This is a genomic window from Xenorhabdus stockiae (assembly GCF_002632825.1).
Classification (GTDB): domain Bacteria; phylum Pseudomonadota; class Gammaproteobacteria; order Enterobacterales; family Enterobacteriaceae; genus Xenorhabdus; species Xenorhabdus stockiae.
On the sequence record NZ_NJAJ01000002.1, the window covers coordinates 195,443 to 208,561 of the forward strand.

Annotated in this window: 12 protein-coding genes and 2 pseudogenes; 4 read left to right on the forward strand and 10 right to left on the reverse strand. The window is 44.0% G+C overall.

Going from position 1 to position 13,119, the window contains the following annotated elements; genetic code table 11:
- Window positions 1-125: 125 nt before the first annotated feature.
- Entirely contained in the window at window positions 126-2,786 is a 2,661-nt protein-coding gene (locus tag Xsto_RS01195) for a YdbH family protein (protein WP_099123860.1), read from the reverse strand.
- Window positions 2,787-3,095: 309 nt separating this feature from the next.
- Between Xsto_RS01195 and Xsto_RS01200 the strand changes: the two genes are divergently transcribed.
- Both Xsto_RS01200 and Xsto_RS01205 read left to right on the forward strand, forming a co-directional pair.
- Entirely contained in the window at window positions 3,096-4,091 is a 996-nt protein-coding gene (locus Xsto_RS01200) for a 2-hydroxyacid dehydrogenase (RefSeq protein ID WP_099110133.1), read from the forward strand.
- Between the two features lie 23 nt (window positions 4,092-4,114).
- Window positions 4,115-4,549 carry an META domain-containing protein gene (locus Xsto_RS01205; RefSeq protein WP_099110134.1) on the forward strand — a complete coding sequence of 145 codons (435 nt, stop codon included), beginning with the start codon at window positions 4,115-4,117 and terminating at the stop codon, window positions 4,547-4,549.
- Between the two features lie 275 nt (window positions 4,550-4,824).
- On the opposite strand, the gene Xsto_RS01210 is transcribed toward Xsto_RS01205, so the two are convergent.
- From Xsto_RS01210 to Xsto_RS21020, 3 genes are all read right to left on the reverse strand, one after another.
- Window positions 4,825-5,115, reverse strand: a complete 291-nt coding sequence (locus Xsto_RS01210; RefSeq protein ID WP_206601863.1) for a hypothetical protein — start codon at window positions 5,113-5,115, stop codon at window positions 4,825-4,827.
- A 594-nt stretch (window positions 5,116-5,709) separates the two neighbouring features.
- A complete protein-coding gene (locus Xsto_RS01215; RefSeq protein WP_099123861.1) occupies window positions 5,710-6,045 on the reverse strand; it encodes an NIPSNAP family protein in 336 nt (111 codons plus the stop codon).
- A gap of 1,473 nt (window positions 6,046-7,518) precedes the next feature.
- Window positions 7,519-7,713: a hypothetical protein gene (locus Xsto_RS21020; protein WP_141554481.1), complete on the reverse strand. Its 195-nt coding sequence runs from the start codon at window positions 7,711-7,713 to the stop codon at window positions 7,519-7,521.
- Between the two features lie 773 nt (window positions 7,714-8,486).
- Here Xsto_RS21020 and Xsto_RS01225 point away from each other — a divergent pair.
- A complete protein-coding gene (locus tag Xsto_RS01225) occupies window positions 8,487-9,299 on the forward strand; it encodes a phage tail protein (protein WP_244590317.1) in 813 nt (270 codons plus the stop codon).
- 48 nt (window positions 9,300-9,347) lie between these two features.
- Here the strand turns inward: Xsto_RS01225 and Xsto_RS22090 are convergent, their stop codons facing one another.
- The 5 genes and pseudogenes from Xsto_RS22090 to Xsto_RS22095 form a co-directional block, all read right to left on the reverse strand.
- Window positions 9,348-10,589: a phage tail fiber protein gene (locus Xsto_RS22090; RefSeq protein WP_244590318.1), complete on the reverse strand. Its 1,242-nt coding sequence runs from the start codon at window positions 10,587-10,589 to the stop codon at window positions 9,348-9,350.
- A 34-nt stretch (window positions 10,590-10,623) separates the two neighbouring features.
- Window positions 10,624-11,244 carry a hypothetical protein gene (locus Xsto_RS01235; protein ID WP_099123863.1) on the reverse strand — a complete coding sequence of 207 codons (621 nt, stop codon included), beginning with the start codon at window positions 11,242-11,244 and terminating at the stop codon, window positions 10,624-10,626.
- A gap of 1 nt (window position 11,245) precedes the next feature.
- On the reverse strand, window positions 11,246-11,611 hold the full coding sequence (locus tag Xsto_RS01240; protein WP_244590319.1) for a hypothetical protein: 366 nt from the start codon (window positions 11,609-11,611) through the stop codon (window positions 11,246-11,248).
- 107 nt (window positions 11,612-11,718) lie between these two features.
- Window positions 11,719-12,318, reverse strand: a pseudogene (locus tag Xsto_RS01245) (phage major capsid protein); the annotation flags it as partial.
- 17 nt (window positions 12,319-12,335) lie between these two features.
- A pseudogene (locus Xsto_RS22095) lies at window positions 12,336-12,518 on the reverse strand (phage portal protein); the annotation flags it as partial.
- Between Xsto_RS22095 and Xsto_RS21345 the strand changes: the two are divergent.
- Window positions 12,517-12,660 carry a hypothetical protein gene (locus Xsto_RS21345; RefSeq protein ID WP_169926572.1) on the forward strand — a complete coding sequence of 48 codons (144 nt, stop codon included), beginning with the start codon at window positions 12,517-12,519 and terminating at the stop codon, window positions 12,658-12,660. The pseudogene Xsto_RS22095 and the gene Xsto_RS21345 overlap by 2 nt on opposite strands.
- Window positions 12,661-12,665: 5 nt before the next feature.
- Here the strand turns inward: Xsto_RS21345 and Xsto_RS01255 are convergent.
- Window positions 12,666-13,119 (reverse strand): terminase TerL endonuclease subunit (locus Xsto_RS01255; RefSeq protein ID WP_244590320.1); only part of this gene is annotated, 454 nt, incomplete at its 5' end.

A 13,119-nucleotide genomic window follows, 5' to 3' on the forward strand; every position in this document is an offset into this window, starting at 1 on the left:
ATCCACGTATTACCATTAATAATATTAGTAAGAAAATTTAAATTAGCATCATTTAACGTAAGAATATCTATCACATAATCAGTACGCCATTCTGCTTTTTCCTAAAATTAATTAAGTAAACTGCCTCATTGCTCGAGCATATCAAGTGAATACTCTCGATCTGAAAAAGCAATATTTTTCTCTAACCATTCCTCTAAACTACTGCCAAATCGCAGGCTGCGCCATAGCTGAAAAATATTCTCTTCATGCCGGTAGCTCAGCCTGACTTCACGCTTTTTATCCACGACTGGATTAACACCGTTTATCTCTGAGTGCATGACCAAAATACCCAGATTATCCAGTGTTACATTCGCTTTAGAGTGGCTGATTTCCAAATAACGTAGCCAATCCATTGCTAAACCGGCCGTTAAATCATTTTTTCCTATTGAATCAACCGTATCTTTATCAAGCCTTAATGTCAGACCACCCTCGTTAGCGATCCATCCCTGCCTAATAAGCCACTGTTTATCATTTAATAACAGCGGTAATTCACCACTGATTTTTCCTGACATAGCAAGTTGCTTCACTTTCAATACATGAAATAACTTACTCACATTCAGATGATTAAAACTCAGTACCGCAGGCTGTTTTTGTGGGAGCTGTAATTTATCTAATTTGAGACCACCATCCAGCATATCAATATTCACATTGGATAATGTTAGTGGCTGAATCTCAGTCGGGGGATAATAACCCTGCAAATCGGCAGAAACATGATTCATCTCGAATAGGCTATTGATTGTTTTAACCCGTAACTGAACCGGCGATGTAATACCTAATTGCCAGGTTTGTTCCTGTAAACGCCACGGTAATACAAAATCCAGCCCGTCAATACTTCCATCTTTCAGCCAGATGCCTGCATTTTTGACTACCCAGTGCCCACCAGCACGTAAACCTTGCCCTTTTGCGGCAGAAAATGCTGCCTGCGCATAGATATTCCCGCTACGCACTGTAATCCCCAGATCCGCGGGAATAAGAGTCTGAAACGCCAGCAATGACTGCCTTGGCCAACGCGCCTCTCCTCTTAGCCTGACTCCATCCCAACGACCATAAATTGGAATCGGCCCTATTCCCTTAGCCTGCAATTTACCATTTAACATAAAATTATCAGGTGACTGACCCGTTACTGTTGCCCTGAAATTAACTGGCGGTAAAAAGCCACCGGAACGAAAATCAGTTCTCAAAACAGAAAGTTGCAGTTCTCCCACTAATTCTGGCTGGGTTATAGAACGATTCCATATCAACGGCTTTATCAGCTGCAAACGAGGAGCTTTCATTTTTACAAGACCATAACTGATAGTATCAAACCCTGTATTGAGTTCACTTATCGCTATCTGTGACTGATTCCAGTTTCCTTTACCCGATATATCCCATTTAGCCTGCAACGGCGGTAAATCACCGTTCCCCCAATAACGCCAGTTCCAGTTTCCATGATCGGGAATAAAATTTTCGGCCATTCCATCAAAATGGAGTCTAAAAGTCCCCCAATAGCTCTCTTTTGCGGTTACTATTGCCTGTAAACGGCCCGTAAAACCATTACGGGTAAGGTAGGTTCCTGCCAAAGGTAATCTGGCTTCTTTGATAATAAAATTTTCGCTGACTTTTCCCCATACACGGAACAGAGAACCTGGCTTGAATGTTATCTTCGGATCAGCTAATGAGCCTGTTATAACTGTCGGCAATGACATTGTCATGATCATTTGCTCACTATTCATCTGCCCTGTCAGTTGGAGAGGGATATGTGTATTTGTTAGGCTTACCCTTGCCGGTTGCATGGAAAGAACCACATTGCCCTTACCAAAGTCTCCCTGTGTGATCAGATTCACTTTTCCACTAATCTGACTACCATTAAAACCTTTCTTCCAGTCTTCGAGAGTAAAATTAACTCCCCCGGATAATGGCTGCCCTGCTCCCAGCCATTGCCATTTACCGTGCTGGATAACAAATTGAGACTGATTGAACGACCACGGTAATTCAGCCCATATTTGTGGATTATTTTTGTCTAATTGGGCCTTTTCCGGAGTGATGGTGAACTTTCCATTCTGCCCTTTCCATTCCAGTAACATCAACAAAGGTTCAGGAAACTGCTTGACAGACAACTGCCCCGTTATTCTGCCCTGTTCCGGTAACTTGTTGATATCCAATGGCAATGAAAAACCACCATTCAGGCTAATAGTCTGGTGGGGTAATTTTGCGAAAAATTGGTGAACGTTCAGGTATTTTTTATCTGTAATATCAGCCGATAATTTTAACTGACTCCCCTGATAAGAGAGCGTTTGCTGGTGAGAAGATGAATCAAACTGAAGCTTTCCGGCAAATTCCTGCCACGGAGAAAGAGCAACATGGTCAATAACTAATTTAATTGCAGGAATGGAAAATAAGATCTCATCAACGGATACGGGAGCTGACTGTTTTTGCGTTATCGGTAATTGTGGCAAGCACTCACTCTGGCTATAAACATTAGCAACATGAATATCCCAATACTTGCCTTCTACCCGTTGCTTTGGCAAATATCCGGCAGATAAACCGGATAACTTTATGATTTCACATTTTTGTACCTGCACGGTTAGGCTATCAAGCTGTAATCTGTTGTTTGTCCATTTGGGCTGAGTCAAAGAAAGCGTCATTCCCTGTGGTAACCAATGGCTGGCAACCCATGGTAACCAGTGAGAAAGAGTGAACCATCCTGTCAACACTAATAACACCAGTAGTATTACCATGACTGCGAACGCTTTTAATATCCTGATCATTTATTATCGAACTCTTCTTTTTCAGTCTGAATATAACTTCCTGTTATGATAATCTCATGGAAAACTATGAATCGGTTTATTATACCGATGAATTTCAAGTTGCATCACCATGGCAAGGACGAAAACATAGCTCAAAACTATATGCCTAATGTATTTCAAGCCAGATAGTAGTAGCAAGAGAACAAATTTGCTTAGTCATCAAGGAGGAGGCTTGAAAAACAACAGGTAACTCTATGAACCGGAAAGTTCAATGAGTAGCTCAAGTAAAATTAAGCACCACACAGTCAATAAAGTACCGGAGATAAAGTTATGAAAGTTGCTGTTTACAGTACAAAGCAATACGATCGTAAACATTTTGAATTACTCAACCAAAAACTTGGCCTTGATTATCATATCGAGTTCTTTGATTTTCCCCTTAGCCCACAAACTGCTAAGAATGCTGTTGGGGCTGATGCTGTCTGTATTTTCGTCAATGATGATGGCGGACGCGAAGTCCTGCAAGAACTGGCAGAAATGAACATCAAAATTCTGGCATTACGTTGTGCCGGTTTTAATAATGTTGATTTAGATGCAGCTAAAGAACTCGGCATTCAGGTTGTTCGCGTACCGGCCTATTCACCGGAATCCGTTGCTGAACATACAGTCGGGTTAATGCTATGCCTGAACAGACGTATCCATCGTGCTTATCAGCGTACCCGCGATGCCAACTTCTCCCTTGAAGGCCTGACTGGGTTCAACATGTATAACCGTACCGCAGGTATTATCGGTACCGGGAAAATTGGCCTTGCTACCTTAAAAATACTGAAAGGTTTCGGTATGCACTTATTAGCACATGATCCTTATCCAAATAAGGAAGCATTAGAACTTGGTGTGAAATATGTGGATTTGGATACTCTGTATGCCGAATCTGATGTGATCTCACTACATTGTCCAATGACTCCGGAAAACCATCACTTACTGGATGAAATTGCGTTCAGTAAAATGAAAGATGGTGTAATGATCATCAACACCAGCCGGGGCGCATTGATTGATTCTGTTGCTGCAATCAACGCATTGAAACAACAGAAAATTGGTGCATTAGGCATGGATGTATATGAGAACGAACGTGATTTATTCTTTGAAGATAAATCAAATGACGTTATTCAAGATGATATTTTCCGCCGTTTATCCTCCTGCCATAATGTCTTATTCACAGGCCATCAGGCATTTTTGACAGAAGAAGCATTAACCAGTATCAGTGAAACAACGTTACAAAGTATCCAACAATTAACTTCTGGTGAACCCTGCCCGAATCTCGTTGGATGAAGTAATATACATCAGGAGATAAAATGAACAGAGCGATTCCGTTAGCGGTCGCCATCTTGTTACTTACAGCATGTCAATCCACAGGGGTAAGTGCCACAGGAAATGTAACTGCCAGAGATTTGCAGCACCATAAATTTGCGTTAGTCAGTGTTAATGGTGAGAATGTATCCAATAAAGAAGATACAAAGCTGTCCATCACATTTGGTAAAAACATGTTTGTTTCCGGAACAATGTGTAACAACTTTATGGGGGTAGGTGAATTAAAGGATAATGTTTTAATCGTCAACAAATTGACTAAGTCCGACATATTCTGTGTTAATGAAAAGCTCAACAAATGGGATCGGGTCATTATTGATATTCTGGCCCACGGTGCAGCAGTGAATTTAAAAGACAGGCAATTAACACTGAAAAATAACAGAAACAAGCTGGTTTATACTTTGAGAAAACCGGCTCAATAATGCAATAAGCTAAAGTTATTTTATTCTTTGTCATCGATATTATAGAGTTCAAGATGCCTCGAAGAAAAAAAGGGAACGTGGTTTTCCAGTCAGAGACTGGCCTCTTAGCCATTCCCTGGAGCATAGATAACCGCATGTTTATAAAACGGTAACTCGTGCAGCCAACAAAAAGGCAACTTGAAAGACGAAGAATTACAGTTAAAAAAATCAGGATTACCCGCATATGTCGGGTAATCTGTTTTCTAATAACTGATTACCTAACAAGAGTGTCTGTCTTATTTGTCATCGTCAAATTCTACTTTAATTCTGACGGCAGATGGACACTTTTCATCTAACGACTGGCGATAGCGAGTACAACCACGCATAAACTGCGGCCAGTCCGGGACTTCAATTTCTGTGTGTTTATATTCTGGCAACAATCCCCATAAATCAGGATGATACCAGCAAAGATCATGGCCGGATGAATCTCTGTGCTCTCTTATTCCTTCCCTGAGTTTCTTGATTTCTTCAATTAATTGCTCTTTCGACATATTATTGAGATCAGAGTCAGCCAAATTCTTTCCCAAAATAAAGCTCCTGCAATAAATAATGTTACTGTTCAAATGTAAAAAAACCTCGCCAAAGCGAGGTTATAAAACTTATATCATAATCATTCATTATGACAACATAATCCCGATCATTAACGTTACTGCAACCCAGAAACTTAAAAATTTCATATAACACATCCAGTTACTGTTCATTTTTCGACTCCCTCATTATCAAACAAACATTTGCAGCAACACAGTCAAGGCTGTTAGGTCTCATGGTATAATCCAACCGTTGATAATATAATTCAAATAAAAACAAATAATTATATTTATTTTTATTTACTTAAATACATAAATGTTTATACAATTATTTATACATAGATAACTGAACGAATCTATAAGCTCGGTATAAGATGAGAACATTGATTACTGAGCTAACGACTGACGACGAATATCGTCGGTAGTGAGAGGTCAGTACGTTAAACGTACCAACCTTGTGAAGAGGTTCCGCCGAATTTCGTCGGAAGCTATGGAGATATAGTTCAGTCTATCTATATGGAGAGGCTACCCAATAATTTTGGGCTGGCTGAACTCTGCTTTTTAAAATGGTAAAGAATCAGCTTTATTCTGGTGCTACTCAATTCGTAAGGCATTGATAGCCGATGTAAGCATTTCGATAACCGTTTTAACACTCTTATCAATTCTCTCAATAATTCCCGTTCTGGGGCCGTTTATCCATGCATCACTTTTATAAAATCTGCCCTGTACAGCCGACAGTTCATCCATATCTTCAAATGCCCGGATAAGATAATAACAATCTGGATCATGCTGCGAGTTACCGAAACTCACCACATCAATTCCCTGTGAACGATGTAATGGAACGCTGACGTTTACCATGATTTCATGAAACTGACTGCCGGTTCCTTTCTTTAACTCGTACTGGAGGATTTCGATGATCTTGTTGTCCATGTATTCGCCTTACGTATTGTTATTCTGAATGATGTGAGCATAACGAATAATACCGAAAATATGGCAGCCGTATAGCGATTAAGCGATAGAGGAATCAGCCAACTGATATCCCTGCCAGTCAGAAGCCTTTCCCGTAACCATGGCGACTATAGAGGGACATTCTTCTTCTGTCTTCGTGCCATGTTCCACCGTCTGTAGATGGTCAAGATTTTGACCATCATAAAAATCAACAAGTTAAATCACTGCGAACGTAATACGTACGGAGTCACTGAGTTACATTAAGTAACCTTGTGCTAGACGGCTTAAACTCAAGCCCACCTGAGTTGTGATTACCACAATAGAGAGTAATACATTGTCCCTATCTCACCCTTTTGCGCACCTCTTAATGAGGTGTACAAATTCTGTGAGTCAGCCAGACTGACGCTCAAAGTGTGAGTAAATATTATTTATGCACAACGTCATTTGTGAGTAACTATCCGTTACGCTCAAAGTCCGATTATCGGACATTGGATTTTGCATACCGATATTTTCGGTGCTCAAATTGAACCTCTTAAAGAGGGGCAATTCTTGCTTCGAACAACGAGACAGGTAACCCAAAATAATTGGGTCAGTTACATAAGGGAAAATCCCGCATGTACAAAAGCAAAAGGTATTGAGATTTCCCCAATACCCTAAATGGGATATCTCTCTTTGAGATGGCCACGATTTTGACCCTCTACGGCAACGATAGAGATTTCTCCAACAGTTGGTTCACACCTTGATTTACTTAATCTCCGGTTCTCTGCCGGAAATAAGCAAAAACAATAGGTTACAAACTAATTACACGTAACTCATTGATTATCAATAAATACCGCGCCATGCCGAGTATGAATAAAATCAATAGTTTATGCTAAATGGGTTTTCAAAGTCCTTTTAACCGATTGATATTCCTCAATTCCTGCTCAGAGCCGGAATTCTGGTTTTCTGACAGAATTGTATAAAATAAAAGGGTTATAGCATTAAGACTAAGCGCATAGGGATTGACGGGAACCGCTTAATTTTAATCTTCCCTGTATGGTGATTTGCGTTATTATAAAAATCAATCGGCTAAAGCTAGAATTTCTTTTCTATGAATAACACTAATTTCATTTTTCTTTATATATAAATTAAGCAAACGATGTTGTCTCATCTGTCTCTGTTGTCTCGATATGTTTATCATATTGTTTTATAACGATTAATATTTAAATTTTGAGACAACTACCCCCAATTTATGTTGTCTCAATTACTGCATTCCTTCTTACAAAGAATACGTATCAATTTGATAAATAAAGATTTAATGTAAAATTGAGTGTTGTCTCAATGTATTACTCTAACGCCCAAGCATTCGAACAACAATTTTCGACATACATTCAGCGCCTTTTTCAATCCAGAGTGTCAATGATACTGTATGGCTATTAACTGAGTGAATATCTTTCACTTGGTTGCTTGCCCTTCTTAAAAGGTACTGGTAACTAATTGATTTATCTCATGATGGAAAAAGCCATCATCCCAAAGGGTAGCATTCGCCGTGCTATCCTTTTCTTTTTGTAACTGACTAACTGTCAGTCGCAAAGTTTGCGCACCTCTTAATGAGTTGTGCAAATTCTGTGAGTCAACATGACTGACGCTCAAAGTCCGATTATCGGACATTGGATTTTGCATCGACGAATTTCGTCGGCACAAACTGAACCTCTTAAAGAGGGGCAGTTCTTGTTCCGGGCAACGAGACAACTGACCCACAAATTGTAGGCCAGTTACGCTATGAGCAGGTTACATATTTGCAGTGCGCTAATTTGTCAGCCAATGAAATAATAATTGCAAAGTGAGAACTCAGCAGCAGGTAGGTATGTTAAACGTGCCGAGTTATTTTTGACCAACACTCTTTAAGAGGGTAGCTTCTAGAACTGATAATTCATTAACCTCAGTAAATCATTAAAGCCCATTTCCACACCTACATTTGAAACAGAAGGATTGAGCCAAAGTGAGGACCACGGAATAATCAATGAGTTAAAAGTGAGATTTCTCACCTTTATATAACCTGTTGATTTTGCTTAATTCCGGCTCAGGAACGGAATTCAATTAAATTAATGAGTTAAAAGGGGAGAATTATCCTATTTAGATAAGTGATTGATTTTGCTTATTTCCCGCATGGTGACAGAAATTAAATAAATCAATAGGTTACAATATCGGGAAATTTCGCTTTTCGTATACCAAGTCTTATCAGACATCTGACAAATTCTATTAATTCCCCGCCTGTTATTTTATGTCATCCTGCCCACAAAACATGCTCCCTATCAAATATTAGTCAAGCCGTACTTTCCCGTATTGATGAACCCTTTTATTGATGTTCACCGGCGGAGAAGTCTCCCACCGCCTTCATGTTATTTAGCAATGTGTATTGTTGATTAGATGAGGGAATGAATATGCAAGATAATAAGCCTGATGTACCTGTCTCAGACGAGAGCAATCTCGTGATCGTTGCAACACCGGAATATGTCAAAGAAGCTATTGCAGAACATGCTGCGAGCCGTAATCACCCAGATGCCACACTGCAAGATAAAGGGTTTGTTGTCCTGAGTAATGATGTGAGTGATAGCGAGACTATGGCTGCAACGCCAAAAGCAGTTAAAACCGCATATGATTTGGCGAATACCGCTAATCAAGCAGCCAACAGTGCAAGCAATCTTGCCAGTACAGCAAGTGATAAGGCCGATAATGCAAACGATCTTGCTAACACAGCAAATAACCTTGCTAATACTGCAAATGAAAATGCCAATTTAGCTTTACCGGTTGGTGTTCCCGTTCCTTGGCCGACAGAAAACCCACCTGAAGGCTGGCTTATCTGCAATGGTGAGACATTCGATAAAGGAAAATACCCGAAACTGGCTCTTGCTTATCCCTCCGGTGTATTACCTGATTTGAGAGGGGAATTTATTCGAGGTTGGGATAACAGTCGTGGAGTTGATAATGGCCGCACTCTGATGTCATGGCAAGATAGTGATAACAAGTCACACGTACATGACGATTTAGGCGCACATGGAGGGGAAGCTGGGGGAATTGAGGGTCAAACCAGTCTGTTTTGTAAATCTTATTTTGGTGGTAAAGGCCAATATAGCGTGCGACCAGATAGCGGGTGGAAACCCGGCTTCTCTAATGGATTAACCTCTTTGCCATCTGGAGGAGATGAATCACGCCCCCGCAACATAGCCTTCAATTACATCGTTAGAGCCGCCTAATTCTGAGTAACCATCTAACCCGCAATTTTCTGCGGGTTAATTATTCCGTCATTCCACCGTTTCAGTCTGATCACTGTCAGTGGCAACCTCTGCCGCCTTCTGCTTCACATTCCACACCGAATTCGCCGGCATCTGAACACGGACATCCAAGCGACAGCCTTCGGGAATATCGCAGGGTTCACCGTCCTGATAGTACACCTTTTCCCCGTTCACAAGGGCTTTTATCCGCTTGTTCTGAAAGCGTGCCGGTAAATGGGAATGCTGGCGGTGGAAGGTCTCAATCGTGATACTGCCGTCCTTGTTCACCTTATCATCAATGTAGATAAGCTCCAGCCCGTTGTTGTTCTTCGGTGAGGAGATACCCCCATGCACACCCCATGCGCCATCGGCGTTATAGCCGAGTACGCCAGCCACCTGATAATGGCCGAGGCCGGGTTTAGAGACGGTTGCGCCTTCGGATTCGTCGTTGGTGGTAAATTTACCCGACGGGAAGATTTCAATGATGGGAGAGGCTACTTTGATAAACCCACCCTCAGCAACCCAGCAATTTGCCCCCACCACCAAAGCGACCCCCGCTCCTTTCGGAAATTGCATGTTATGCCACGAAACACCATCCCATGTGTAGGCAAAATGTGGCCCCCCATCCTTGGTTTTCATCATCAAATAGCTGCGACCATCCCTGCAGGCAATTTCACCAACAGCTGAAACTGAATCTTCTATCACAAGGGCACTCTTAATTTTTTGCACTCCGCCATTAGACAAATCAATCACCACTGCATTCGAAGCTCTGTTTACCGTATCCCGTAGACCGAGGTTGTTAATAAACCCATTTTTATCCGGAATATCCGCCCCGTTCTGGGATTTACCCAGCTTCCCGGCAATCGCTTCATTCATCGCCTTTATCGATTGCAGTGACACCGTCTGTCCATTCGGTAGCGTCACCTCCACTACCCCGTTCTGGCTCATCCACTTATCCATATTCTGGAGAAACTGAACGATATAGGCATTAATCGCCACCATATGTCGGACACCATCGGAGATGGAATTGGGCACCGTCGTCTGGATCTGGTAAGTGACGTTATTCAGCGTGGTTTTAGCTTTATCGGCCAGCACCAGCTCAGTATCCGAATTCACTGCTTGTATCATATGCAGCAAATTACTGCTGCCGGACTGGATAATGAGCACCTGCCCCGGCGCAATGCCGTTCAGGTTATCTTTAAATTTTGTGCCCGTGCCCCGGACAATCGCCGAGCCGGACACCGTGGAAAGTGTGCCTTGTGTGTAAATCATGATTGGATTCCTGACATGAATAAAGCGGAGAGGGTTAACCTTCTATCATGGTTAAATCGACGATAAAGCCTGCCATTAAGGGCGGTGGGCCGCGCCATGTGCCGGGGTTACTCAGGCTGGCCTCATGACGCAGATAGTCATAGGTATAAGCGAGTTCAATCCGGCCATTGCCATACCGGGGCTTGAATGACTCGACATACACATCATAATCCCATTCATCATCATAAAAAGGCGGATTATCCGCCCCCGGCGAGAACCGGACATTTTTATAATGCTGGCGAGACTGGGATTTTATCAGCATAATCCCATAACGCCGCCCGGCCTCCCCCGCATGCACAAACGGCCGGTGTTGGTTATTGGGGACATCGACAGAAAAAGACCGTACAAAGGACAGCAATTTCATGGCCGACGAGAACATCAGTTCCCCGCGCTCGCTGTAGACCTCCAGTCCGCTGTTACCCCGGACAGACAGTTGTGAGACAGGCGCAAAGAAATACTTCCCGCCCGCCCCGTACACTTCAGCATAGTTATAGTAACGTTCATCCCAGCCGATATTACTTTCATCCGCTCCAGCCTTTCTGAGAAAGCCCAGTGACGGTGTTTTATCGGACAATTGCACCAGCCCGTTATCGGTGTAAAACTCTAATCCCAGCATCTTAAATCGCCCAAATCGTGACAACGTTTTGCATTTCCGCCCACGGACTGGACTGTCCGCCCCCGCGCCCCATGTTTTCCCAGCGATAAGTGTCATAATCGACGTGATAGCTGAAGGTACTGCCAGAAACGCTGAACGTGGTGAACTCATTGCTGAGCTGGGCAATCTGGATCCCGGAGCCTCCGGAGCTGCGCATGCGTAAAAAGAACCGGGCGGTGACATTGCCGCCCTCACTCAGACCCGGCAAATACAAACTGCCAGTTTTGTTCAGCGGGATCATATGCGTCCCGAGAAAACGCGGAATAATGTTGTTTGTGGTGATAATCACCCGCCCCTGCTCATCATAAATCTCTAATCCCATGCCCATTACCAAAACCCCATTCGGATACGTAATCGTCCGCGACTGTCAAACAATTGCTTCAGGTTGTTGGTTTCGACCCAGTAACCGCCCGAACCCTGACCGTAACTGGTCATTTCCATATCAATACCGGAATCCTGCAACAGCTCGTTGGAAACACGGATGATTTTGGAAGACAGCTTTTTCGCCCCGAGAGACGCGGTACCGAACTCAGTGTCTTCTTCTTTGGCGGCGGTGTTTTCACCCAGCAGTTCGCCTTCCTCTGCCGTGCCATCCGCGGCGGACCACTCAATGGTCTGCCCGGTGGAGGTGCTGAGAATTTGCGCCACACTGGCAATCCCGCCATAGGCTTTCATGGACTCCACCACTTTGTTTAACATCTGGGTCGGCACGGTGTAGCCGCCTTTCTCGTCCGGGGTCGTCCCCTGTGCCCGCAACTCACGCAGCGCCTGACGCTCTTCCGTCGTCATTTCCCCCAGCCCGTGACGCAGGAACTTATCAAAGGCGGCGGCCCGACGCGCCTGCTGCTCGGCTTCCGGCTGCTGACGCTGCTCGGGTTCGGTGTTGTCCACCAGTTGTTGGTCCAGACTGCGTAAGGATTCCTCGCGCTGAATGTGCGCATCAATGCCGTCCAGCTCAGTTTTGGCCTTGTTCCATTCGGTGCGCTGCTCGTCAGTCCATGCAGCCTCCCCGATGGTGTCATGCAGGGTACGCATTTGAGCCGCAATCGTGTTACCTGCGCCACCGAGGAGGCCAGCACATAAATACAGGCATAGACGGCCGCCAGTTTCATTGACGTTTCCGGGCTGACATAGACATCGGCGCGGAGCAGGCCATCGTGCTCTGCCGACTCCACCGTCAGCGGTATTTGCGGATTTTCCAGCGGTTCACTGCGAAACAGCGCATCAAGTAGCATGGGGCCTCCTGCGGACAACCGCCAGCGCGTAGCCGATCAACAGGCTACCGCCGATAATCAGGGTATTGGCCAGCCCGTATTTCAGGTAACAGCCGGTCAGCACCGCCCCGACCCCCGTCAGGGCAATGATATCCATCAGTAAATTTTTCATAGCATTAAGAAATCGTCCGGGTCGAGGTTAGACAGGAAGTCAGGCGCATCACCGCCATTGACCAGTAAGCGGCTCAGGCCGGTAAATAAAGCAACAGGGCCGTCTATCTTGGCTTCCGGCGTGGATTTATTCGGGAAAATATTGTCGTTTTTATCCGGTTTCACCGTGACGTTTGACATCATCCAGTTCATCACCGGGTGGGCGTTATGGTGGAATTTCCCGCTGTAAACCAGCGCTTCCAGTGTTTTCATCGCTTCCGACAGGTTGCGTACGGTCTGAGCGACTTCCACTAAGGGAATGCCTTCTTCCGCTAAGGCGAGACTGAACTGCACGGCGCTCCACGGGTCAAAGCCGAGTTCTTTCAGGTTTTCCCCGCTAATCCAGTGCAGCAGCTCTTCTTTTATCTGCGCATGATCCACCACCTCACCGTCTGTCAGGGTCAGGATGCCC